Source organism: Mesorhizobium ciceri biovar biserrulae (assembly GCF_001618845.1).
Classification (GTDB): domain Bacteria; phylum Pseudomonadota; class Alphaproteobacteria; order Rhizobiales; family Rhizobiaceae; genus Mesorhizobium; species Mesorhizobium ciceri.
This window is the reverse complement of record NZ_CP015064.1, coordinates 3,748,938-3,772,897: the sequence shown is the minus strand read 5'-3', so window position 1 is coordinate 3,772,897 and position 23,960 is coordinate 3,748,938. Positions and strand designations below refer to the sequence as shown.

The window sequence follows — 23,960 nt, the reverse complement described above, 5'->3', positions numbered from 1 at the left end:
TGGCTCAAGCGAATTCGTGTGACACGGCAAGCCGCGCCACCTACATACCGCGCTTCCCTTGTTGTTGTGCATGTCGTTATCCCCCTTTTGGGCGACATGCATCAGGAGTGGTTGATGGCGACGGACGTAATTTCCGAGAGCGGCGACAGAAGCGATTTCTGGCAAGGCGTGCGGCTGTCGATGCCTGTGGTGGTGGCCTCGGCGCCCTTTGCGGTGCTGTTCGGCGCGCTCGCCGTGGACAATGGCTTCTCGGTCCTGGAAGCCTTTCTGATGAGTGCGCTGGTCTATGGCGGCGCCAGCCAGATGGTCGGCATCCAGCTGTTCGGCCAGCATGTGGCGCCGTGGCTGATCGTGCTGTCGATCTTCGCCGTCAATTTCCGCCACGTGCTCTATTCCGCCGGCATCGGCCGGCGCATCGCGCACTGGCCCCTCATCCAGCAGGCGCTTGGTTATTTCATCCTGACCGATCCGCAATTCGCGGTGGCCGAAGCGCGGGCGCAATCGGGCCGGACGGTCGGCTTTGCCTGGTATCTGGGACTTGGCTTGCCTGTCTATCTGTTCTGGATCGTCGAAAGCGCGCTTGGTGCGCTGTTCGGCAGGCTGATCCCCGACACGCACGCGCTGGGCATCGATTTCCTGCTGCCGATCTATTTCCTCGGTCTCGTGCTGGGCTTCCGCAAGCGGCCTCTGTGGCTGCCGGTGGTCATTGCCAGCGCTGCCGCCTCCATCATCGCCTACAAGACCGTGGGCTCGCCCTGGCATGTCTCGATTGGCGCTGTTGCCGGTGTGCTGCTGGCGGTCATCCTGCCTCCCCACCATAGCGGCGTAAAGGCACGGCCATGAGCACGACCTTCTGGATCATTATCGCCGGCGCAATCGCGACCTATCTGACGCGCATCGGCGGGCACCTGGTGATATCGCGCTTCGATACCATCCATCCCCGCGTCGAGGCCGGCCTCAATGCCGTGCCGGCGGCGGTGCTGACGACGCTGGTAGCGCCCGAGCTGTTGAACGCCGGCCCGGCGGAATGGGCCGCACTGGTGGTCACCGCGGTGGTTTCGCTGCGCGGTGGGTTGATGGCGATGTTTTTGGCGGGCGCGGCGGTATTGATCGTGGCGCGGCAGTTCGTCGGGTAGGGCGTATCGATATTCAGGTGATGACGGCCTGCAAACGGCGGCTTCCTGCGCTTCCCCGTTCTACCGCGTCGCGGTAGAACTGAGCTCACGTACCCAAAAGTACGCTTCGCTCCGGTTCACGGAACCCATCGTTTTCGCTCGTCCTGACCTGAATCTCGACACGCCCTCGGCGCCTCAGAAAAATCAAATCTTCGCGTCGTGCGGCAGCGGCGCGGTGGCCTTCTCCAGCCAGGCCAGCGTTTCGCCGTCGAGCATCGGGCCGATCTCGGCCAGCACGCGCGCGTGGTACGAGTCCAGCCAATGCAACTCGTCACGCGTCAGAAGGTCCGACTGCACCAGCCTGGTATCGATCGGCGCCAGCGTCAGCGTCTCGAAGCCGTGCATGGCGATGTCGCCGCCCTCGATCTCTTGCGCCGGCGTCACCAGGATCAGGTTCTCGATGCGGATGCCGTAGGAGCCTTCCTTGTAGTAGCCGGGCTCGTTGGACAGCATCATGCCTTCGAGCAGCTTTTCGGTGCCGGTGCGGGCGATACGCTGCGGGCCTTCATGCACGGCCAGATACGAGCCGACGCCATGGCCGGTGCCGTGGGCGAAGTCGCAGCCGTGCTTCCACAGCGCCATGCGCGCGACGGCATCGATCTCGGAGCCGCGCGTGCCGGCGGGAAAGCGCAAGGTGGAAATGCCGATCATGCCTTTCAGCACCAGGGTGAAGCGTTCGCGCATCTCCTGCGTCGGCTGGCCGATCGGCACGGTGCGGGTGATGTCGGTGGTGCCGTCCTGATACTGCGCGCCGGAATCGAGCAGGAACAGCTCGCCGGCCTGCAGCTTGCGGCTGGTGGCGCGCGACACGCGGTAATGCATGATGGCGCCGTTCGGGCCGGCGCCCGAAATGGTGTCGAAGGAGACGTCGCGCAGCGGCATCTGGGTTTCCTCGCCGGTCCGCCGGCGCTGTTCCTCCAGCCTGGTGACGACAGCGATCTCGTCGAGCGAGCCGGGTTTTTGCCGCTCCAGCCAGCACAGCAATTTCGCCACGGCCGCACCGTCACGCCGATGCGCGGCGCGCGAGCCGTTGATCTCGGCCTGGTTCTTGGTGGCGCGCGGGATTCGGGCAGGATCTGCTGCTGCAATGACGGCGCCGCCATTGTCCTCGACCAGCATGCGCAGCCGGTCAGCCGCCAGCACCGGGTCGAGCGCGATTTTCGCGCCACTCTTGGCAAGCGCTGTGATCGCGGCTTCGAATTCGCCGGGCTCATGCGGCTCGGCGAGCTGGGTGAGGTAGGCGGCGACCTGGCGCGAGAATTTGCGCTTATCCATGAAAAGCTGGTGCGACCTATCGGCGGCGAGGATGGCGAAGCCGAGCGCCAGCGGCGTGTGCGGCACGTCGCCGCCACGGATGTTGAAGGCCCAGGCGATGGAGGAGGGGTCGGTCAGCACCGCATGGGTGGCGCCGTCCTTGGCGATCGCCGCCGCCAGCCGCGCCAGCTTGTCCTTGGCGAGCTCGCCGGCAAAGCCGATCGGGTGGAGCTCGACGGGAGCCACCGGCGCGTCGGGCTGATCCTTCCAGATGATGTCGATCGGGTTTTTGTCGAGCGGCACCAGTACGGCGCCGTTCTTGTCGACTGAGGCCTGCAGCGCCTTGACCTCGCTGATCGTGTGCAGCCATGGATCGAAGCCGAGCCGTGCGCCCTTGCCAAGATTGTCTTTCAGCCAGACAGCCGGCGGATTGTCGACCAGGCTTTCGATTGAAAAGACGTCGAGATCGACCTCGCTGCGCACCTGCAGCGTGTAGCGCCCGTCGACAAAGACGAAGGCGCGGTCGCGCAGGACGATGGCGACGCCGGCCGAGCCGCTGAAGCCGGTCAGCCATTTCAGCCGCGCCGAACGATCGGCGACATATTCGCCCTGATGCTCGTCGGCACGCGGGACGATGAAGCCGTCCAGCCCGTTAACTTCAAGCCATTGGCGCAGCAGCGCCACGCGCGGTTTGCCGACGGCCGGGTCGCCCGCGGAATCGAAGGTCTGGAACATGGTGGGCCTCCTGCATGTCCGCGCAACCGTAGCGTACGGTCGCGGAAATCGGAATCGATTTCCGGCTGCGCGCAACCTGCTACAGCATCGCCGGACTGACAACTGGGGGAATTTGGTCCAAGCTCGGTCGGTGCCGGTCTAATGCTTCAGGTGGATCGTCACCCAGCCCTCGCGGTGCAAGGTTCTGACATGGCGGAAATTCTGGCCGACATAGGCCGAGATGACCGCGTCCCGCTGGCGCTCGAGGATGCCCGACAGCACGATCGAGCCGCCAAGTGCGATATGATGGGCCATTTGCGGCGCCAGCCGCATCAGCGGCCGCGCCAATATGTTGGCGACGATCAGATCGAAGGGTGCGCGCTTGCCGAAGATCGGATGGTGAAAGCCGGGCGCGGTTGCTGTTTCCACCAGTGCCTTGACGTGGTTGAGCCGCGCATTGGCGGCAGCCACCCGCACCGCCACCGGATCGATGTCGGTGGCCAGCACCGGAATGTGCGCCAGCTTGGCGACGGCGATCGCCAGTACCGCGCTGCCGGTGCCGAGGTCGAGCGCATTGCGCGGGTGTTCGCGCCGGACCACTCTTTCCAGCATTTCCAGGCAGCCGGCGGTGGTGCCGTGATGGCCGGTGCCGAAGGCAAGGCCGGCTTCGATTTCGATGGCGAGTTCGCCGCTGTGGCGTTTCCTGCGGTCATGTGCGCCGTGGACGAAGAAACGTCCGGCACGCACCGGCTTCAGCTCTTCCAGCGAATGCGCCACCCAGTCGATGTCGGGCAGGGGCTCGCGCTCGATCGGCTTCGACAGGGAAAGGCCGGCAAGGATGTCCTTCAAGCGGGTCTCGACCGCATCGACGTCGCCATCGGCATAGAGCGACACTTCGTGGATGTCCTTGTCTTCGTCGACCTCCAGGACGGCGATCGGCAGCCCCTCTTCCTCGAAGGCCGCCTCAAGCGCCGCGAAAATGCTGACGGACTCGATCTTTCCGGTGGTGAAGTAAAGGCGCGTCTGGGTCATGAAATGGTAATCAGCCTTTCGCCGCCAGCCGCTTCAGCTTGGCGATGGCCGTATCGGCGCTTTCGCCGTAGGCGATTGTGCCGGCAAAATCGCCCTTGGCGTTGAGCAGCAGCACCGAGGCGGTATGATCCATCGTGTAGTCGCCGTCGCCGGTGTCGACCTTCTTCCAATAGATGCCGAACGACTTGGCCATGGCATGGACCTTGTCCGGAGCGCCCGTGATGCCGACGATACGGTCGGAGAAATTGCTGACATAGGCGTTCATCACCTCAGGCGTGTCGCGCTCCGGATCGACCGATACGAAATAGGCGTGCAGGTTCTTGCCGTCGTCGCCGAGCGTCTTCAGCCAGCCGGCCAGTTCGAACAGCGTGGTCGGGCAGACCTCGGGGCAATGGGTGAAGCCGAAGAAGACGACGCTGGGCTGGCCCCGGAAGGCGGCTTCGGTGATCGGCGCGCCTTTCTGGTCGACCAGAGTAAAGGCGGCCCCGAATGGCTCGCCGCCATAGTGGCCGCGATACCAGTCGAAGGTCAGCCAGCCGATGCCGGCCGCCATCAGGACGAGAATACCGACCAGGATAGAACGCATCATCAGAAAAGTCCGTCTGCAGAAATCGTCGCGCCGGCTCAATGCCGCGCCTGTGCGACAGTCTTAGCGGTTCGGCCCCGCACAGGCAAAGTGCCGCGTTGCCGCAACCGCTGCGGTGTCGACCTATCTGCTTGCAAAGCCGGGCTGCTCGCCCCACCTGTGACCGGCAACTCGAACCGCAGGAGGGTCCCTTGCAACGACTGATTGGGCACGGACTGATTGGGCGAAGACTGATCGGCGGTGCCTTGGCCGCGTGCGTTGTCCTAGGTGCCGGGGCCGCCGTGGCCGATGAAGTCGGCAAGGTCGGCGTCGACTGGCTCGGCAACGACATCATCGTCGAGGCGATCAAGGACCCCAAGGTGGAGGGCGTGACCTGCCATGTCTCCTATTTCGATCGCGGCATCATCGATCGCCTGCACAAGGGCAACTGGTTCGAGGATCCGTCCGATTCCTCGATCTCCTGCCGCCAGACCGGCCCGATCACCATCGGCGACATCGACATGAGCGAGGGCGGCGAGGAAGTGTTCAAGCAAGGCATCAGCCTGATCTGGAAGAAGCAGGTGGTGAACCGCATCTACGACAAGGCCAACGAGACGCTGATCTATCTCTCGCATTCGCGCCAGGTGCAGAACGGCTCGGCCAAAATGTCGGTCACCACCGTGCCGCTCTACGGCCAGAACGTGGTGTGGAGCAAAGGCAAGCCGCAATAGGCGATTCAGTTCCTTCCCGGGCGCACGATTGGCCCCGCTTGCGGGACCAATCGCCTAGGCGAATCCTTGCCGGGAAACGATCTGACGGACGATTGGCCCCGCTTGCGGGACCAATCGCCTAGGGGTAAAGCCGCCGGCATGGAACGTTCCGAAGATCTCGTCCCGAAAGACCCCGAGCCACGCATCCATCCGACCGCGGAGTTGAAGGCGTGCAAGCTTGGGCGTTATGCCTCGATCGGCGAGCGGGTGGTGCTTCGCGAGGTCACCGTCGGCGACTTCTCCTATTTCGAACGCCATTCGGAAGCGATCTACACGACGATCGGCAAATTCTGCTCGATCGCCGCCAACAGCCGCATCAATGCGCTGGAGCATCCCATAGAGCGGCTGACCCAGCACAAGCTCAGCTACCGGCCGAACGAGTATTTTCGCTGGCTGGGCGTCGATGCCGCCTTCCGCGAACGGCGGCAGGCGAAAGCCGTGACCATCGGCCATGATGTCTGGATCGGCCACGGCGCGGTGATCATGCCCGGGGTCACCATCGGCAATGGCGCGGTGGTCGGCGCCAACGCAGTGGTGACGCGTGATGTGCCGCCTTACGCGATCGTCGCGGGCGTGCCGGCGAAGGCTCTCCGGCCACGCTTCGCTCCGGATATCGCGGCGCGGATCGAAGCTCTCGCCTGGTGGAACTGGCCGGTCGAAAAGCTCGCCAGAGCGGTTCCCGACATGCAGGCAATGCCGATCGAAGCATTCCTCGATCGTTGGGAAAACGACGCCGTCTGACCAGCTCAAGACGTCGACGGTAACCAATTTTCTTAACGTAAAATATTAAAGTTAAGAAATGGAAAACGGATTGTATCCGTGAAATTAAACACTCCAAGGTTGCAAGACTTTCGGCAAAATGCACTACTCGTTTCGGGGGTAAGTCGTAAGAAGTCGAAGAAAACACTACTAGCAACAATGGAGAGAAGTCATGAAGAAGTTCGCTTTTGTACTCACCGCTGCTATGGTTTCGTTCTCGACTGTCGGCGCCTATGCCGGCGGCTGGGGAGGTAGCTCGGGTAGCCTGATCAATGTGTCGCCGTCCATCGGTGTCGGCCAGGTGACCGCGCTCAATGGCATCCTGAGTGGCAACAACATCCTGAGCGGCAATGTCGTCCAGGGCATTCTGAACGGCAACAAGACCAACGTCCTTACCGGCGTTCTCAGCGGTATCGGCGTCAATGTCCTTGGCGGCAACAGCTACAAGCTGGGCGGCCGTCACTGAGCAGGAAAGTCACGGGCATCCTTATGTCACGTGTCGTGGGCAGGAGGGTCTTCAACACCCTCCTGCCTCCGCTTGTGGGCCTACCCAGTCAAGCGCGGGAATGAGCTAGATCTTCGCCCGCAGGCCCACAAATGCATCGACCGTGTGTTCGCGCTCGTCGATCACGGTCTTGAAGGTCTCGGAAACGTCGACGCGAACGACAATGGCCATCGATTTGGTCGCGTTGTAGGTCGCTTCGGCATAGACGCCCTTGCGGCGCTCCTGGTTCTCGTAGAGCAAATTGTCCTTGAGCTCATAGAAGATGCCGGAAGCGATGCCGAGGTTTTCGCGCACCTTCATGCCCAGTTCCAGTTCCGCGCGCTGCAGCCACGAAGCCAGGGGGTCGTCGGTTTCGGACGTTTCGTAGCGACCGAAATAGGTGCCGCGCAGCTCGAAGCCGTGCGGCAGAGGCTTGCCGAACGTGACTTGCCAGGTCGGACGCCAGCGCTGGTAGATGTTATCGGCGCCACGCAGGAACTGCGCACCCAGGGCCACGCCGAGCGTCGAACCATCGGTGGCCTTGTAGGCCGCCTCGGCGCGCAGCGTATAGGCGTTGAACGATAGGAACAGCGGCGGGTAACCGATTTCCTCGACGCTGGCGAAGAGCGCAGACGCGGACGCGCCGAAGGCAAGCTGGCCAACTGTCCGGGTGACCCGAGCCGCCAACTGGAAGAGATTGCGGTCGGCATGCAGCTTCGCCGGCAAGATGAGATCTTCCTGGAAATGCGTCGCGCCGAGCTTTTCGTAGCTGTCGGCGGCCTCGAGGATCAGCGATGTGGCGTTGCCGAGGTCGATGCCGAGTTGTGTCTGGGCGCCGAAGACCTGCTTGAACTCCCGCGTACCCAGCGTCAGCGGGCCGATATCCAGATTGTCGCCGGTGCTGGAGACGCGATAGCTCAGCGATCCCCTCAGTTCGAGGCCCGGGCCGAGCCGGCGGAAGGCCTCGGCCGACAGCGACAATCCGCGGTCGTCCTCGATCGACGTCTTGTCGTAATGCGTTACCTGGAAGTCCGCGCTGAATTTCGCGTTGGCGTCGTTGTCGCCCCATTGCTGCTGCAGCGAACCGCGCAACAGTGTGTACCAGTCCTTGACCGCATGGTCGCTGTCCAGCGCGTTGTTGGTCCAATGCCTTTCGAGACTGCCGGTGATTGTCGGATCGGTCGCTATTTCGGCAGCCGGTGCTGTTGATGGTTCTGCCCTGGCGGTCACGGCCGCGCAGGCCATCAGCAGGCCTAGGCCGGCGCTGCCAAGCAATCTGCGGGAAAGTGGAGCGACCGTCTGTCCTTCTGCCGGTCGGCGCTTTCGGGAAACCATGCTCCGCGCTCTCCGGACTGAAACCCCTTCCGCCATGCGGGGGTGGCGCAGCGGAAGGGGCTGGAGGTAAACCGCTGTGAAGCGGAAGGAACAGGCACTCTTGCCTGCAGGAGTACTGTGGCATTGAACCCATAAGGTGTGTTTTCCAGACTATTCTCCCCTATGCGTGTAGGCAATTGTACCTGAGGTATTTGTTCGCATCGGGAACCTGAAGCGGTCGCTGATTGTTTCTCATCGCGCCGCAGCGTCGAGGATTTCGATAGATGGAAAAGCATTTCACCAAGGTTGCCAACTGGGTCGCCCGCATAGCCGGCCTGCCGCCGACATTCGCCGTCTGTTGCCTCATCATCATCGCCTGGGGGGTGAGCGGTCCGTTCTTCGGCTTTTCGGACACTTGGCAACTTGTCATCAACACGGGCACGACCATCATCACCTTCCTGATGGTCTTCCTGATCCAGAACACTCAGAACCGCGACGGCGCGGCGATCCAGGCCAAGCTCGACGAACTGATCCGGGTCGGCAAGGGCCACAACCACTTCATCGGCATCGAGCATCTGACCGAATCCGAAGTCGAGGAAATCCGCGCCAAATGCGAGCGTGCGGCAAAGCGGCATGACGAACAGATCGCCGACATCGCGGCGAAGAAGGCCGTGGCGCAGAAGCGCGGGTCGAAAAAGCAAGCGGCCTGAAGATCAGCCTTTCATGAAGGTTGCGAAACTGCCTTTGTGGTCCGGATGCCAGCGCGACAAAGCGGGGCGGTTCTCGATGATGTCGCCGATCGCCCAGGCCATGCGCTTTTCATCCAGCGGCCGGGCCGCCTCATTGTCCGGGCACAGGATGTAGAAATCTCCCCTGGTCAGGGATTCCAGCATGAAATCCACAACCTGTTCGCCGGTCCAGGCGCCGGCCGGTTTTTCCGTCGCACCCTCGGTCAGACCGGTAAAGGTGAAGCCGGGGATCAGCAGATGGGCAGCGACATGGGCGCCGGGTTCGTTGCGCAACGCGTGCGCCAGGCCTTCCGTGAAGGTTTTCACTCCTGCCTTGGAGACATTGTAGGCAAGATTGCCGGGCGGCGTGGTGATGCCTTGCTTGGAGCCGGTGTTGACGATCAGACCCGGCCTGGCCGAGGCCAGCATGCGCGGCGCGAAGGCCTCCACGCCATGCACAACGCCCCAGAAATTGATGTCCAGCAGCCGTTTCCAGGCATCGCGGTTTTCCCACGGCTTTCCGGGGTTGTCGCCGACGCCGGCATTGTTCATCAGCAGCGACACGCCGCCGAAGGCGCCGAACGCCCTCTCGGCGAGGCGGTCCACCTCATCCGCCTTCGAAACGTCGGCGGCGACGGCAAGCACGGCACCGTCGCCGGCAATCGCGGAAACGGCGCGCGAGGCGTCGTCAAGCCGCGCGCCGCCAATGTCGGCCAGCACGATCTTCATGCCTAGCAATGCAAGCCGCTTGGCGGCCGCCAGACCGATGCCGCTGGCAGCGCCGGTGATCACGGCGGCATTGCCTGGAGCAAGCGCGGGCAGGGCGGTCTGGATCTCGGCGTCGGTGATCATGGGCGATGGATTCCTTGTTCGATGGCGCCGAACTTAGCGCCGGAACGGGCCGGTGCAAGCCTCTGCTCGTCTTGTCGGGTTGACCAGTCCGGCCGAGGCTGCGCATGTTGCCCCTTGTCCCCGCAAAAGAGATTTGGGCCTGGGGACAAACGGAGGTTCCTGATTGACGGACTGGGTTGCAATTCTGAAGGAGCAGACCGCCATTGGCGACCAGATGGGCCGCGAGGTGCCGCAGATGCTGGCCAATCCCGACATCAGCGAAGCGCAGGTGAAGACACTCTTTTCCGCGCTGGAGAAACAAGCCGAGTTCGTCGAGAAACTGCGCATGGCGCTGGAAAAATTCGGCCATGATTTCTCGATCATCAAGGCCGCGGAACGGCTGGAGGAGCTCTATGCCGACCTCGCCGCATCGGTGGCGGAAAAACTGAAAGCGATGCGCAAGTAGGGCAACTCTGGGAAAGCCGTGCAGCGCTTTGCCTTGAAAATGTGTGAAGACAGCTACTTTTCAATCACCCGCGCAAAGCGCCTGTCCGGTACGAGCCATATCATCGCGACCAGCACATAGAGCGCGACGCCGATCCACTGGCTGACGAAGGTCAGCACGACGGCCACGATATAGACAGCCAGCGAGAGCTTCCCCTTGCGGTCATTACCCAGCGCCTTGGCAAAAGCGGTATCATTGCCGTGCAGGCGATGCAGCGCGGCGGCGAGTATGGTGTAGGCGATGGCGCATAGCGCGAGGTCGGTGCCATAGACTGCTACCGGCACCGGCGCAAAGTGGTTCTCGCCCATGAAGGCTGTGGTCACCGGCATCAGCGACAGCCAGAACAGCAGATTGAGGTTCGCCCACAGCACGCGCCCGTCGACCCGCTGAACGGTGTGGAACATGTTGTGCAGATTGTTCCAGTAGATGCCGACATTGATGAAGGACAGCACGTAGCAGAAGAAGATCGGCCACAACGGCACCAAGGCGGAGAAATCCTCGCCATGCGGCACTTTCAACTCAAGCACCATGATGGTGATGATGATAGCCACGACGCCATCGGTGAATGCCTCGACCCTGCCTTTGCCCATGGATCCCACCTTTGCCCGCGATGAATTGTCGAAAGAGAGTAAACGCTAGCGGATGTTGAGGAGCCAATAAATGGCAACCGTGAAATTCCTCAACCATGTCCAAGGAAAATCCGGCATCAGTCCCGTTGGCCAGGACGGTTACGGCCGCCCACCTGTTGACTTTTCTTGGCTTGGCCGCTCCTCTTGCAGGGCAATCTTGGCCGGAGCAGGTGAACGGCCGGGATTCGAATGGAGGGGACTGATGAGATTTCGTTTTCTGCTTGTGGCCGCGACCATCCTGGCCGCGGTGTTCGGGACGTCCGCCGCGGCCTTCGCCTACAGCGCTCACACCTCGACCAACCTCAACGTCCGCAGCGGGCCGGGAGCGGGATACGCCAGGGTGGGAACGCTGCCCGCCGGCTTCAGAGTCAATGTCACCGGCTGCCAGCCGGGCTGGTGTAGAATCCATGGCGGCGGCGTGAGCGGCTGGGCCAGCGCCGGTTATCTTGAACGCACCCAGATCGTTCGCCCGCCAATCATCATCGTGCGTCCGCCGCATCGGCCGCCACACTGGCACAAGCCGCACCGTCCTCCGCACCATCGGCCGCCGCACAGGCCGCGTCCCGGCAAGTGCAAGATCGCGCCCGGCTTTCCTTGCAGGTAAGGCCGACCGGTTGAACGATAGATGGAGCCGCTGGCCCCGATCCGAGCCTGTTCAGCGGGCGGACATCCCGCTCAATCAATGCCCACCGTGCTGTCAGGAGCCTGCCTGCCGGCTGGAACGTCGTGGATGAAACCGCGTTAGACCCCTCGATCCCCGAAATTGGTGACGAGGTTGGCCATGGCCATTCGCGATTTTGCGCATACGCACGAAGGGGCAGGTGGCGATGCTCTCGCAATCCCCACCGTCGCCGCGATGATTGCGGTGCTGTTTGCCGGCAGCACGGTGCTGACGCCGCTCTACATCGTCTACAAGCAGCAATTCGGCTTTTCACAAATCACCCTGACGCTGATCTACGCCGTGTATGTCGTCGGCAATCTGGCGGCACTTCTGATGTTGGGCAGCGTCTCCGATATTGTCGGACGCCGGCCCGCGAGCCTGGCGGCCATGCTCGTCGCCATCGTCAGTGCGCTTGTCTTCCTGTTTGCCGTAAACGTCGTCTCGCTCGACGTCGCCCGCATCCTGAGCGGGCTTGGCATCGGCGTCGGCGCGGGGACCGGAACCGCGTGGATTGCCGAGCTTCTTCCCGGCGCGGACAAGTCGCGCGCCAGTGTGATTGCCACCAGCACCAATTTCCTCGGCCTCGGCCTCGGCGCACTGATTTCGGGATTTCTGGCTGAATACGAGCCATGGCCGTTGCGGCTGATCTTCATCGTCTATCTGGCAGCACTTGTGGTGGTGACGATCCTGGTCTGGCGCACTCGCGAAACGGTGGCGAAGCCGGGCGGCCTCGGGCGGATCTCCTTGCGGCCGCGACTTTCCGTCCCGGAGGAAATCCGTGCGCGCTTCGTCGCGCCGGCGGTGACCGGCTTCGGCGCGATGGCGCTGGTCGGGTTCTACGCCGCGTTGGCGCCGAGCATCCTGGCGCAGCAGCTGCATGAGACCAACCATGCCGTCGCCGGCGCGCTGTTCTTCGAGCTGGCGATCGTCACCGCGATCAGCATTGTCGTTCTGATGCACATGAAGAGCAACAAGGCGATGCTGGCTGCGCTGGCATTGATGATCCCAAGCGTCTCGTTGGTGGTGGCGGCGCAGATATTGGCCTCGATGGCACTGATGGTTGCTGCGACGGCCTGTTGCGGCGTTGCGGCGGCGCTTGGTTACCGTGGCGGCCTGCAAGTGGTGAACGAGATCGCGCCCAAGCATCGTCGCGCCGAAGTGGTGTCCAGCTTCTTCATCTGCTGCTTTGTCGGCAACGCCTTGCCCGTCATCGGCATCGGCATCGTTTCGACCTATGCCAGTCCCGTCGCTGCCAGCCTGGCGTTCGCCGGCATGATCGTGGTGTTTGCGTTGGTGGCGCTGGCTTTTGGGCTGAAACAACAACGGCGTTGAGGGCCTGGAGCGGTCCAGCGGAACCGGGTTGGCTTCAGCCGTTCGGTGTTTCAGGCGAAAGATGCGCGCGTCCGCGCGGCACGCCAAGACCGGTGTCCGGCGGCTCGCCGGCGGCCGGCCTGTCCTCGATCATGTGCGTGGTGCGCCAGCGGCCGAAACGATAGTAGGCCGCCGCCAGTACAAGCGAGCTGATCGAACCCGCCGGGAAGCTCCACCACAGCGCTTCCTCGCCGATCACGCCACGCATGAAATAGGCAAAGCCGGTGCGCACGACCAGCACCGAAATGACCAGGATGATCAGCGGCGGCATCACGGCACCCGTGGCTCGTACGGTGGCAAACAGCACGATGGTTATGCCGAACAGGATGAACGACCACGAGGCGACATTGTTGATGTGGACGGCGATGTCGATCGCCGCGCTGTCGCGGCTCAGGAACAGGCTCAGCACCGAACGGTCGAAAACCGACAGCACGGCAACCAGTGCGCCGGTCAGGACGAGGTTGAAGCCGACGCCTGAGGCGGCGATGCGGCCGATCCGGTCCCAGCGCCCGGCGCCGACATTCTGTGCCGCCATCGAGGACACCGCGGCGCCGATGGCGAGCGCCGGCATCTGGATGTAGGTCCACAGCTGGGCGGCGATGCCGTAGGCGGCGGCGACCTGTGAGCCGTAGGAATTGACGATGCCCATCACCGTCAGTGCCGCCGCCGAAATGACGATCATCTGCAGGCCCATCGGCACGCCCTTGAAGACGACGATGCGCAGCAAGGTGGGATCGGGCCGCAGCAGAGCGAGGTTGGCGCCGGCCAGCCGCAGCGGATGCTTGCGCACATAGAGCACGATCAGGATGGCGATCACGCTTACCGTCTGGCCGATCAGCGTGGACGTGGCGGAGCCCGCGATGCCGAGTTCGGGAAACGGTCCGATGCCGGCGATGAGCAATGGGTTGAGCACGATGTCGAGGACGACGGCCAGCGCCATGAAGAAGAAGGGCGTGCGTGAATCGCCGGCACCGCGCAGCACGGTCATGACGAAGGATAGAAGGTTCATCATCGGCACGGCGACGAAGATGATGCGCAGATAGGAGCGCGCCAGCGGCAAGGCGTCGGCCGGTGTGCCGAGCGTGTTGAGAATGGCGTCAACCCAGATCCAGCCGCAGACCGCGAAGACAACCGAGACGAGGAAGAAGAACGTCGCGCTGGTGCCGACGATGCGGCGCGCCTCAGGCAGGTCGCGGGCGCCAACCGACTGGGCCACCAGGATGGTGGCCGCCATGCCGATGCCGAACACAGTGCCGAGGATCAGGAACAGGACGAGGTTGGCGTTGGAGGTGGCGGTCAGCGCCGATTCGCCGAGGAAACGGCCGACCCAGACGGCGTTGATCGAGCCGTTGAGCGACTGCAGCACGTTGGAGCCGAGCACCGGCAGGGCGAACAGCAGAAGCGTGCGCGGGATAGGGCCGCTGGTCAGGTCGCCGGTGCGCCGGCGCGCGGGCATTTTTTCGTCCATGGCGGGTAGCTCGGCGGATGGTGATTTGGATCCAGTCCACGATGATATCGCAGGCGGGACCGAGATGCACCCTTGCGAACGCGCGGCTGAAAGGCCGCTGCCCCGTTCATGCCTGCCGCGAGCCCAGCGGACGCGCCAAGCGCGCCCGCCCGTGCAGTGGCCGTTACTTCCCGGCGAGACCCGGCAGCGTGACCTGATAGACCAGGAACATGGTGTCGACATCGGCGCCGTCTTCCGCCTTGTAGGGTGCGCCGACCTGAAAACCGTCCTGGGCGAGGAAGTCGTTGTCGTTGGCGACGAACAGGAAGTAGTCGTCGGGCAGCTTCGGATCGAGAACGCTGACCACCGACATCGCCTCCCACTTCTCCGACAGGTTGTTCTTGTCGTTCGGCGCGCCATTGTGCAGGCCGAAGCGGCCGAGTTCGCCCTTGTCGTTGATGTCGATGAACGGCGTCAGCTTGGCCGGCATCACCGACGGGTCGAGCACGCCCTTGGGCGCCAGCGGCTTGTCGGCGGCATCGAAGGCGCCGCCGGCGATGTCGGTCGCGGCCGAGACGTCGACGACGAAGATCTGGCGCACCAGCGAGGTGTCGCCCTTCAGCCCCTGGCCGTTGCCGCTGTCGCGCGCCAGCATCAGGAAGGTCTTGTCGGAGAGCGCCACGATCTCGCTCTGCGCGGCGATCTTGGTCTTGCCCTTGGCATCCTTGAACACCGGCAACGGCACGACATACTCATGCGCCAGTTTGAGGTGGGCGAGGTCGGACGCGTCATAGACCAGCGCACGCGTGTTCTGGCGCGTCGCGGGCGAATCGCCGCCATCCTGCCGGGGCGCCGATTGCAGCACCGCGATCAGGAACTTGCCGTCCGGCGTCATCGCCATTCCCTCCAGGCCCTGGTTGTTCTGGCGGCCGGTCTCGGGGTCCTTCGGATCGGGCTCGGCGGCACCGGGTCCCGGATTGTCCGAGGCGAAGTTCGGCGTGCCGTGGCGCATCGGCACGAAGGCGGCCGGCGGCTGGGTTGCCGACAGCAGATGCCCGTCGGCGGAAAACCGATAGATGTTCGGGCCGTATTCGTCGGAGATGAACATCGAACCATCGGGCAGCCGCACGATCGCCTCGTTGTCGAGCGCCAGCTTGCCATTGTCGGCTTGCGGCAGGATCGGCATGTCGCCGCTTGCCGCGCGCACGCCGTTGAGTGGGTCGAGGCCTGTGGCATCAGCCCCCTTGTCGTCGGTGAGAAGCATGGTGTCGGCGAGCGTTGCCTTGACGCCCGTCTGCTCCTGGCCGGCAGCAGGTGCCGCGCCCGGTGCGACCGGAGCAAATTCGATGGCGATCGTGTTGAGGCGCGGCCGGTAGTCGGTGGTGCCGACGACATTGTAGCCACGGTCCGGCAACAGCCAGAGCGAACCTCTGTAGCCGGCGGTGTCATGCGTCCAGCCTGATGCGTCGATCGCCATGCCGGAACCCGAGCCGAAGGTCTCGCCGAACTTGTCGCGCTGAGCGGCCGGGATGCGGCCGACGCCGACCAGCCCCTTGTTGACGAGGCCGCCGACGGTCGCGGTGCTGTCGGCGAGCGCCGGCGCCAAGGCGGTGAACAAGGCCAGCGCGACGCCAAGCGACGCGGGTCGATACAGGTGCTTCATGGATAATCCTCTTTGTGACGGATGTGCCGGAGCGGCCGCGGGACGAAAAACTGAAAGAGGTGCGACATCGATGATGCTGCGCAAGCCTCCCCGAAATGCGGTCTACGGCGCGAACATGATGCTTGCGTGACAGCGCGCAGTGCATGCCGGCGGTCGACGAAAAACGATGCGCGCGCCGGCACTGGACACTTATGTCTAGTAGATATATGCTCCAGTCTTCGGACCAACCGTGGAGGGGAAGCCTTGAAGTCGCACTACCGCGCAGTCGTCATCGGAGGTGGCGTGGTCGGAGCCTCGGTGCTCTATCACCTGACGCGGTTCGGCTGGAGCGATGTGGCGCTGATCGAGCGCGCAGAACTGACGGCCGGTTCGACCTGGCACGCGGCGGCAGGCTTCCATGCGCTCAACGCCGATCCCAACGTGGCGGCGCTGCAGGACTACACCATCAATCTCTACCGGGAGATCGAGGCCGAATCCGGCTGGGATATCGGCCTGCACATGACGGGCGGCGTCAACATCGCCAGCGATCCCGCGCGCTGGGAGTGGTTGAAATCAGCCTGGGCCGTGTTCCAGTCGGTCGGCATCGAGACCGCGCGCCTGGTCACGCCCAACGAGATCAAGGCGATCTGCCCGATCGTTGACGTCAACGGTGTTCTTGGCGGCCTGCATGATTCCAACGAAGGCCATCTCGACCCGTACGGTACCACGCATGCCTATGCGGGTGCTGCGAAGAAGCGCGGCGCCGACATCATCTTGCGCAACCGGGTCGTCGAGCTGAAAGCACGTGCCGACGGGCGCTGGGACGTCATCACCGAGCAGGGCACCATCATCGCCGAGCATGTCGTCAATGCCGGCGGGCTGTGGGCGAAGCAGCTCGGCCGCATGGCCGGCGTCGACCTGCCGGTGACGCCGATGGAGCACCACTATTTCATCACCGATGACATTCCGGAGATCGCAGCACTTGACAGGGAAATCGGCATCGCCGTCGATCTCGACGGCTTTTCATACCTGCGGCAGGAGCGCAAGGGTGTGCTGCTTGGCGTCTATGAGCAGAACCCAAAGCACTGGAACATGGACGGAGCGCCGTGGGACTACGGCATAGAGCTGATCCCGGAAGACATCGACCGCATCAGCCCGGAACTCGCCAAGGCGCATGAGCGCTTCCCTTGCCTGGCGACGGCCGGTATCCGCAAATGGGTCAACGGCGCCTTCACCTTCACGCCGGACGGCAATCCGATTGTCGGGCCGGTGCGTGGTCTGAAGAACTACTGGGTTGCCTGCGGCGTCATGGCCGGTTTCAGCCAGGGCGGCGGCGTCGGCAAGTCGCTGGCCGAATGGATGATTTTCGGCGAACCGCAGGCCGACATCTTCGGCATGGATATCGCTCGCTACGGTGCCTTCGCCGCCAACCGCGAATATCTCAGGCAGACGACGCGCCAGTTCTATTCGCGCCGGTTCGTCATGACCTTTCCCAATGAACGGCTGCCCGCCGGCCGGCCGCTGAAACGCCCCGGCGCCTATGACGGCATGAGCGCGGCGGGATGCGAATGGACGGCTTCCTGGGGGCTGGAAATCCCGGCCTATTTCGCGCCGATGGGATTTGCCGAGAGCACGACGCTGCGGCGCTCCAACGCCTTCGACATCGTCGGCGAGGAGGCGCTGCAGGTGCGGCGCGCCGCCGGCCTCGTCGATATCTCGGCCTATGCGCGCTATGCGGTGTCGGGGCTGGGTGCGGAGGCGTGGCTCGACCGGCTGCTCGCCTGCCGATTGCCGAAGCCGGGGCGGGCCGGCCTGGCGCCGATGCTCGGCCATGACGGACGGCTGAAGGGCGACCTCACCGTCTTCAACTGGGGCGGCGGCTCTTATTGGCTGATGGGCTCCTACTATCTCCGGGAATTCCACATGCGCTGGTTCGAGAGCCATGCGGCGGAGGGCGTCACCATCGCCGACCTCTCCGACACGATGAGCGGCTTCCTGCTCACGGGGCCGAATGCGCGGGAGATTCTGGAGCGCACGACGCATCAGGATGTTTCCAGCGCAGCATTGCCGTTCATGGCCTGTGGCGCATTCGACATCGGTATGGTGCAGGCACGTGTGGCGCGGCTGTCGATCGCGGGCGAACTCGGCTTCGAAATCAGTTGCCCCGTGACCATGCACGCCACTCTGCGCGACACGCTGCTGGCTGCGGGCGAGGATCTGGGCCTTGCTGAAATCGGCTACTATGCGCTCAATGCGCTGCGGCTGGAGAAGAGCTTTGGCATCTGGTCGCGTGAATTCACGCAAGGCTATACGCCGGGCCAGACCGGTCTCGACCGCTTCATCGCTTTCGGCAAGAGCGACTTCATCGGCCGCGAAGCAGCGTTGAAACAGCGGGAGGCCGGCAGCGGCCAATGCCTGGTGACGCTGGAAATCGATGCGCTCGACGCCGATGCCAGCGGTTTTGAGCCTGTCTGGCATCAGGGCCGACGCGTCGGCTTCGTCACCTCGGGCGGCTATGGCTATACGGTCGGCAAGAGCCTGGCGCTGGCTCTGGTCGACCGCGATTTCGCGGGCGAGGGCACCGCGCTCTCCGTGCATGTCGTGGGTGAGGAACGGCCGGCGCGTGTCGTCGCGGCCTCGCCCTACGATCCCCTGGGCAAGGCAATGCGGCAATGAGGAGGATTTCCGATGGTCGATGACGCGGCACGGGACGGCAGGCGCGAGCGCCGGCGTGGACGCACGGGCGAGGCCGGCAGCGAAAGCAGCCGCCGTCCCAATTACCATTCGCTGAAGAACCCGTTCCTGCCGCAGCCGATCTTTTCGGACGACCAGGTGGCTTCGATCCACGACACGGCGCTGCGGGTGCTGGAAGAGCTCGGCATCAAGGTGCTGCTGCCGCAAGCGCGTGAGCATTTTGCCAATGCCGGCGCCCTGGTCGATCCAGACACCGACATGGTGCGCATCGGCCGTGACATGGTGACGGCGGCACTCGCCTCGGCGCCGAAGTCGATCCACGCTTACGCCGGTTCGCGCGCCCGCGATCTGACGCTGGAGCTCGGCTCGATGACCTTCCTGGCCGGGTGCGGGGCGCCGAACGTCACCGATCTCGAGCGCGGCCGGCGGCCGGGAACACTGGCGGATTTCGAGGATCTGATGCGGCTGGTGCAGCATTTCGATGTGCTGCATATGCTGGGGCCCTGCATCGAACCGCAGGATGTCGACAACCGCTTTCGGCACTATGCCGTCAACCGCGCGCAGTTGAGGCTGTCGGACAAGCTCCCGTTCGTCTTCGCGCGCGGAACGCCGCAAGTCGAGGACGGGTTCGAGATGCTGCGGCTGGCGCGCGGCTTGTCGGAAGAGGAGTTTCTGGCAAGCGCGCATTGCTACACCGTCATCAACACCAACTCGCCGCGTCAGCTCGACATTCCGATGGCGCAAGGCATCATCGATTTCGCTCGCGCGGGGCAGGTCTCCGTCATCACGCCGTTCTGCCTGGCGGGCGCCATGGCGCCGATAACGGTCGCCGGCGCGCTGACGCTGCAGCATGCCGAAGCGCTGGCCGGGCTGACGCTGGCGCAGATCGTGAGGCCGGGTGCGCCGGTCGTCTACGGCTCGTTCTCCTCCAATGTCGACATGAAATCCGGCGCGCCCGCCTTCGGCACGCCCGAGCACGTCAAGGCGACGCTGGGCGCCGGCCAACTGGCGCGCTTCACCGGGCTGCCTTGGCGGTCCGGCGGCGGCAGTGCGGCCAACATCTCCGACGCGCAGGCCGCGCACGAGACGCAGTTCGCGCTGTGGGGCTCGGTGCTGGCCGGGGCGACGATGTGCATCCATGCTGCCGGCTGGCTGGAGGGCGGCCTCAGTGTCTCCTTCGAGAAACTGATCACCGACATCGAGGCGCTGCAGACGGTGGCTGAACTTTGTGCTGCGACGCCCGGCGACACCGACACGATTGGTTTCGAAGCTATCGCCGAGGTGCAGCCGGGCGGGCATTTCTTCTCGGCCAGCCACACCATGGCCCGCTACCGCACCGCTTTCTACGAGCCGCTGGTGGCGGACTGGTCGAATTTCGGCAACTGGACGCAAAGCGGCTCGAAGACGGCGAGCGAGCGCGCCACCGGTGTCTGGAGGCGGGTGCTTGCCGATTTCGCGCCGCCGACCTCGGCCGTCGCCACATCAGGCGTGCTGGACGAGTTCATCGCGCGGCGCACGGCAGAGGGCGGAGCGGCGCCGGTGTCTTGAGGCTGGCTCCCGCTGATCGCCCTGGTTGTGGCGTGATCCGGAACCTATAGCGCCTCCCGCGCATTCAAGGCTGCGGCCGGTGCACTGCGCACCGGTGTGCTGTTTGAGGGGAGGACGACATGGGTTTCGACCAGTATCACGAACCGCCTGAAGAACTGTCGCAGGAGGTGCGGACCTTTGCCCGCATGATCACCTCGCTGATCGAGGAGGCGGAAGCGATCAGCTGGTACGAACAGCGCATGTCGGTGGAGAAGGACCCGCAGGCGCGCGCCATCATGAAGAACGCGCAGGGCGAGGAGTTCAAGCATTTCGGCATGGATCTCGAATTCCTGCTGCGCCAGAAGAAGGACTGGCGCGCGGAACTGAAGGAAATCCTGTTCACCACGGGCGACATCGTCAAGGCCGGGGAGCGAGGCGAGAAGAAGGTGGACTAGGGTATGTCGATATTCAGGTGAGGCCGGCCTGCAAACGACGGCTTTCTGCGCTTCCGGTGCTCACGGACCCGAATGTCCGCTCCGCTCCGGTTCTCAAAAGCCATCATTTTCGGCTCGGCCTGACCTGAATCTCAACACACCCTGGCTCAGCGTTTGACAAATTCGCCAGGTCCTGCTGCTGCGATTAATCGCTGTCGCGCGCGACCAGTTCCAGCGGCCAGACCTCGCGGATGATCCGAGGACCCTCCGGGCCGGCGAAGGCGGGAAGCGACGCCAGCAGCATTTCCGCGAGCCGTTGTCCCATCGGCTCGAGCGCCGGGCGGAAGGCGGTCAGGGCTGGCGAGAAATAGCGGCAGAGCGGCGTGTCGACGATGACGGTCACCGCCATGTCGTGGCCCGGCCTGATGCCCATCTCTGCCAGCGCCTTGCAGCCGCCCAGCGCCATCGCGTCATTGTTGAAGATGATGGCGGTCGGCGGAGCCTTGGAGCGCATCACCTGCGGCGTCACCTCGTAGCCGCCGGCCTCGTTGATGAAGCCGGACGCGATCAGCTCGGGGTCGACCTCGATGCCGTGCCGCCGCAAGGCCTTGCGATAGCCGGCCAAAAACAGATAGCCGAAATTGAGGTCGAGCGACGGGCGGACGGCGGCGATGCGGCGGTGGCCGCGCGCCACGAGGCGGTCGACCGCGTCGGCGCCGGCCTTCTCGAAATCGAGGTCGAGGGAAGGGTAGGGCTTGGTTCCGGAGCGGCTGCGGCCGAGCGTGGCGAAGGGAAAGCCGGCCTGGGTGAGATAGTCGATGCGTTCATCCTCGCGCCGCGTCCAGGCCAGCAGCACCGCATCGGCGCGGCGCGTCTCGACGACGCGGCGCAGGCGCTCCTGCTGGTAATCGCCCGGCGCGCCCATGACCACGGTCAGGTCGAGCCCGCTTTCCGCAAGCCTGGCCTGCAGCCCGATCAGGAACGGAATGAAGAACGGCTCGCCATATTGCTGGTCGCCCGGATGCGGCTGCAGCATGAAGGCGATCGAATGGGTGGCGCCTTGCCGCAGACTGCGGCCGGACTGGTTCGGCGAATAGTTGAGCGTCCTGGCCGCCTCGAGCACGCGCTGGCGCGTGTCGGCATTGACGTCGGCGCGGCCGTTCAGCGCCCGCGACACCGTGCCGATCGAAATGTTCAGGTGACGGGCAAGGTCATGAATGCTGGATGCCAAGTGACTGTACTCCCCTTGCTTGGCTAGCACCGGTAGCCGCTCAGGCCAAGGCGACAGGACGATTTTCACGAGCGGCCAATTGACATTCTACGCCTTCGGGTGTGTTCTCGTAAACGTTTACGGAAAAACGTTTACGGTCATGCCGTGGATGCCGTGACGATCGGTCTGGAGGGACCGAGCGGAGGAGGAGCACCGGATGATCAATGCCGTCCTGGTCGGCTGCGGAGCGATGAGCAAGGCCTGGCTCGATGCCGCGCAGCAAGTCGACGGGCTCGCCATTGTCGGCCTTGTGGATCTCGATGCCGACAGGGCACGGGCGCGGGCGCACGAATACGGCCTCACCAATGCCGTCATCGGCAGCAGCCTCGATACCGTCCTCGATCAGATCAAACCGCAAGCGGTGTTCGATGTCGTGGTTCCCGCCGCCCGGCGCGCGGTCGCGCTGTCCGCCTTTGCGCACAATTGCCATCTGCTGACGGAAAAGCCGCTCGCCGACAGTCCGGAAAATGCGCGCGCCATCGTCGAGGCCGCGCGCCGCGCCGGGCGCATCCATGCGGTCGTGCAGAACCGCCGCTATGTCGCCAATGTCAGGCGCATCCGGAGGTTCCTGGACTCCGGCGCCATCGGTGCGCCGACCAGCATCCACGCCGACTTCTTCGTCGCGCCGCATTTCGGCGGTTTTCGCGAGGAGATGGCCCATGTGCTGCTGCTCGACATGGCGATCCACACCTTCGACGCCGCCCGCTACATGGTGAATGGCGAGCCGGCCGGCGTCTATTGCCAGGAATGGGAGCCGGCCAGTTCCTGGTACAGGCAGGGATCTTCGGCCAGCGCCGTCTTCGATCTCGGCGACGGCAAGGTCTTCACCTACGCCGGCAGCTGGTGCGCGGCCGGCTTCCGCACCAGTTGGGAAAGTGCATGGCGCATCGTTGCCGAGCGCGGCAGCCTCATCTGGGACGGTCATGACGATTTGAGGGCAGAAGCAGTGATGCCGGGCCGCGAGGGAATGTTCGACAAAACCCAGCCGATCGAGGTGCCGCCGCTCGATGCGTCCGATCGCGTCGGCGGCCATCTCGGCATTCTCCAGGATTTCATGCACGCCATCGAGACCGGCACCGAGCCGGAAACGCGCGGCGGCGACAACATCAAGAGCCTGGCCATGGTTTTTGGCGCCATCGAAAGCGCCGAGACCGGCCGCCGCGTGACAATCGCAGAGGAAGCACAATGACGCCGAACCCGCTTCTCGACATCCGGATCGGCACCATGGTGCGGGCCAATCTCGACGACCCGGCGGCTTACATCAAGCAGATCCTGCCGCTCGGCTTCGAGAGCATCCAGCCCTTCTTCTGGCAGACGCTGGGCGGCAAGGATTTGCCGCGGCTGGCCGGCCAGATCCGCGAGGCGATCGGCGATGCCGACGTCACCGTGTCCTCGCTCGGCGTGTTCGGCAATCCGCTGGAAGACGGCGAGGTCGATCGCGGCGTGCTCAAGGCCTGGGAGACGGTCATCGACAATGCGCATCTGTTCGGAACCTCGATGGTCAGCGGCTTCACCGGCCGCCTGCGCGGCAAGAAGCTGACCGACAGCCTGCCGCGCTTCAAGGAGGTCTGGGGACCGCTGGCCAGACGCGCCGCCGACAAGGGTGTGCGCATCGCCTTCGAGAACTGCGCGATGGACGGCAACTGGGCCGCCGGCGACTGGAACATCGCCCACAATCCGGACGCCTGGGAGTTGATGTTCAACGAAGTGCCCGACGACAATCTCGGGCTGGAATGGGAGCCCTGCCACCAGCTCGTCTATCTGATCGATCCGATGCCGCAGATCCGCAAATGGGCGCCGCGCATCTTCCACGTCCACGGCAAGGACGCGACGGTGCGCTGGGATGTCATCCGCGAGCATGGCGTGTTCGGCCGGCTGCCCTTCGTGCAGATGCGAACGCCGGGCTTCGGCGACAGCGACTGGACGCGGGTCATCAGCGAATTGCGGCTGGCCGGCTACAAGGGGGCCATCGATATCGAAGGTTGGCACGACCCGGTCTATCGCGGCGATCTCGAGATCACCGGGCAGGTGCGGGCGCTGGAATATCTCAAACAATGCCGGGGAGGGGCCAGCTACCTGCCGAACCCGATGTGAGGATCGGTCGGCGGGAGGAGCCGGCCGGGATGTCTGCAACGCACATTGCCGAAGCGAATG

General features: G+C 64.2%; 23 protein-coding genes. 14 read left to right on the top strand and 9 right to left on the bottom strand.

Annotated features, from left to right (window positions below; translation table 11 throughout):
* The first annotated feature begins 114 nt into the window (after positions 1-114).
* Together A4R29_RS17690 and A4R29_RS17685 are read left to right on the top strand one after the other, a co-directional pair.
* Positions 115-843, top strand: a complete 729-nt coding sequence (locus A4R29_RS17690; RefSeq protein WP_063172483.1) for an AzlC family ABC transporter permease — start codon at positions 115-117, stop codon at positions 841-843.
* Positions 840-1,136, top strand: a complete 297-nt coding sequence (locus A4R29_RS17685) for an AzlD family protein (protein ID WP_013530970.1) — start codon at positions 840-842, stop codon at positions 1,134-1,136. Before A4R29_RS17690 ends, A4R29_RS17685 begins: the two co-directional genes overlap by 4 nt.
* Positions 1,137-1,319: 183 nt before the next feature.
* Here the strand turns inward: A4R29_RS17685 and A4R29_RS17680 are convergent, their stop codons facing one another.
* From A4R29_RS17680 to A4R29_RS17670, 3 genes are all read right to left on the bottom strand, one after another.
* Positions 1,320-3,164: an aminopeptidase P family protein gene (locus tag A4R29_RS17680; RefSeq protein WP_063172482.1), complete on the bottom strand. Its 1,845-nt coding sequence runs from the start codon at positions 3,162-3,164 to the stop codon at positions 1,320-1,322.
* Between the two features lie 138 nt (positions 3,165-3,302).
* Positions 3,303-4,175 (bottom strand): 50S ribosomal protein L11 methyltransferase, encoded by an 873-nt coding sequence (locus A4R29_RS17675; RefSeq protein ID WP_013530972.1) that lies wholly within the window; start codon positions 4,173-4,175, stop codon positions 3,303-3,305.
* Between the two features lie 10 nt (positions 4,176-4,185).
* Entirely contained in the window at positions 4,186-4,764 is a 579-nt protein-coding gene (locus A4R29_RS17670; RefSeq protein WP_013530973.1) for an SCO family protein, read from the bottom strand.
* Between the two features lie 188 nt (positions 4,765-4,952).
* Here A4R29_RS17670 and A4R29_RS17665 point away from each other — a divergent pair, with 188 nt between their 5' ends.
* From A4R29_RS17665 to A4R29_RS17655, 3 genes are all read left to right on the top strand, one after another.
* Complete coding sequence (locus A4R29_RS17665) at positions 4,953-5,471, top strand: CreA family protein (protein WP_024501452.1); 519 nt, start codon at positions 4,953-4,955, stop codon at positions 5,469-5,471.
* A gap of 138 nt (positions 5,472-5,609) precedes the next feature.
* Positions 5,610-6,251: a transferase hexapeptide repeat family protein gene (locus A4R29_RS17660; RefSeq protein WP_027160628.1), complete on the top strand. Its 642-nt coding sequence runs from the start codon at positions 5,610-5,612 to the stop codon at positions 6,249-6,251.
* Between the two features lie 190 nt (positions 6,252-6,441).
* Positions 6,442-6,735 carry a hypothetical protein gene (locus A4R29_RS17655; RefSeq protein ID WP_013530976.1) on the top strand — a complete coding sequence of 98 codons (294 nt, stop codon included), beginning with the start codon at positions 6,442-6,444 and terminating at the stop codon, positions 6,733-6,735.
* A gap of 105 nt (positions 6,736-6,840) precedes the next feature.
* On the opposite strand, the gene A4R29_RS17650 is transcribed toward A4R29_RS17655, so the two are convergent.
* Positions 6,841-8,088, bottom strand: coding sequence for a hypothetical protein (locus A4R29_RS17650; RefSeq protein WP_013530977.1), 1,248 nt, complete (start codon positions 8,086-8,088; stop codon positions 6,841-6,843).
* Between the two features lie 263 nt (positions 8,089-8,351).
* On the opposite strand from A4R29_RS17650, the gene A4R29_RS17645 reads away from it, so the two are divergent.
* A complete protein-coding gene (locus A4R29_RS17645) occupies positions 8,352-8,777 on the top strand; it encodes a low affinity iron permease family protein (RefSeq protein WP_013530978.1) in 426 nt (141 codons plus the stop codon).
* A 3-nt stretch (positions 8,778-8,780) separates the two neighbouring features.
* Here A4R29_RS17645 and A4R29_RS17640 read toward each other — a convergent pair whose 3' ends face one another.
* Complete coding sequence (locus tag A4R29_RS17640) at positions 8,781-9,647, bottom strand: SDR family NAD(P)-dependent oxidoreductase (RefSeq protein WP_063172480.1); 867 nt, start codon at positions 9,645-9,647, stop codon at positions 8,781-8,783.
* A 163-nt stretch (positions 9,648-9,810) separates the two neighbouring features.
* On the opposite strand from A4R29_RS17640, the gene A4R29_RS17635 reads away from it, so the two are divergent.
* Positions 9,811-10,092, top strand: coding sequence for a hypothetical protein (locus A4R29_RS17635; RefSeq protein WP_027160626.1), 282 nt, complete (start codon positions 9,811-9,813; stop codon positions 10,090-10,092).
* Between the two features lie 53 nt (positions 10,093-10,145).
* Here A4R29_RS17635 and A4R29_RS17630 read toward each other — a convergent pair whose 3' ends face one another.
* The gene (locus A4R29_RS17630; RefSeq protein WP_013530981.1) at positions 10,146-10,721 is read right to left on the bottom strand and encodes a TMEM175 family protein; all 576 of its coding nucleotides are present in this window, start codon (positions 10,719-10,721) and stop codon (positions 10,146-10,148) included.
* Positions 10,722-10,962: 241 nt separating this feature from the next.
* Between A4R29_RS17630 and A4R29_RS17625 the strand changes: the two genes are divergently transcribed.
* Complete coding sequence (locus tag A4R29_RS17625) at positions 10,963-11,364, top strand: SH3 domain-containing protein (RefSeq protein WP_063172479.1); 402 nt, start codon at positions 10,963-10,965, stop codon at positions 11,362-11,364.
* 177 nt (positions 11,365-11,541) lie between these two features.
* Positions 11,542-12,753 (top strand): MFS transporter, encoded by a 1,212-nt coding sequence (locus A4R29_RS17620; protein ID WP_063172478.1) that lies wholly within the window; start codon positions 11,542-11,544, stop codon positions 12,751-12,753.
* Positions 12,754-12,787: 34 nt separating this feature from the next.
* Here A4R29_RS17620 and A4R29_RS17615 read toward each other — a convergent pair whose 3' ends face one another.
* Positions 12,788-14,260, bottom strand: a complete 1,473-nt coding sequence (locus A4R29_RS17615; RefSeq protein ID WP_063168296.1) for an MATE family efflux transporter — start codon at positions 14,258-14,260, stop codon at positions 12,788-12,790.
* Between the two features lie 163 nt (positions 14,261-14,423).
* Positions 14,424-15,902: an esterase-like activity of phytase family protein gene (locus tag A4R29_RS17610; RefSeq protein ID WP_013530985.1), complete on the bottom strand. Its 1,479-nt coding sequence runs from the start codon at positions 15,900-15,902 to the stop codon at positions 14,424-14,426.
* 243 nt (positions 15,903-16,145) lie between these two features.
* Between A4R29_RS17610 and A4R29_RS17605 the strand changes: the two genes are divergently transcribed.
* The 3 genes from A4R29_RS17605 to A4R29_RS17595 all read left to right on the top strand — a co-directional run bounded on the left by A4R29_RS17605 (position 16,146) and on the right by A4R29_RS17595 (position 20,557).
* Positions 16,146-18,557, top strand: a complete 2,412-nt coding sequence (locus A4R29_RS17605; protein WP_063172477.1) for a GcvT family protein — start codon at positions 16,146-16,148, stop codon at positions 18,555-18,557.
* 12 nt (positions 18,558-18,569) lie between these two features.
* Entirely contained in the window at positions 18,570-20,123 is a 1,554-nt protein-coding gene (locus A4R29_RS17600; protein ID WP_063172476.1) for a trimethylamine methyltransferase family protein, read from the top strand.
* A 119-nt stretch (positions 20,124-20,242) separates the two neighbouring features.
* Positions 20,243-20,557 (top strand): ferritin family protein, encoded by a 315-nt coding sequence (locus tag A4R29_RS17595; protein WP_013530988.1) that lies wholly within the window; start codon positions 20,243-20,245, stop codon positions 20,555-20,557.
* A gap of 184 nt (positions 20,558-20,741) precedes the next feature.
* On the opposite strand, the gene A4R29_RS17590 is transcribed toward A4R29_RS17595, so the two are convergent.
* A complete protein-coding gene (locus A4R29_RS17590; RefSeq protein WP_063172475.1) occupies positions 20,742-21,767 on the bottom strand; it encodes a LacI family DNA-binding transcriptional regulator in 1,026 nt (341 codons plus the stop codon).
* Positions 21,768-21,963: 196 nt separating this feature from the next.
* Here A4R29_RS17590 and A4R29_RS17585 point away from each other — a divergent pair, with 196 nt between their 5' ends.
* On the top strand, positions 21,964-22,995 hold the full coding sequence (locus A4R29_RS17585) for a Gfo/Idh/MocA family protein (RefSeq protein WP_027160620.1): 1,032 nt from the start codon (positions 21,964-21,966) through the stop codon (positions 22,993-22,995).
* Positions 22,992-23,900, top strand: a complete 909-nt coding sequence (locus A4R29_RS17580) for a sugar phosphate isomerase/epimerase family protein (RefSeq protein WP_013530991.1) — start codon at positions 22,992-22,994, stop codon at positions 23,898-23,900. Before A4R29_RS17585 ends, A4R29_RS17580 begins: the two co-directional genes overlap by 4 nt.
* The last annotated feature ends 60 nt before the right edge of the window (positions 23,901-23,960 follow it).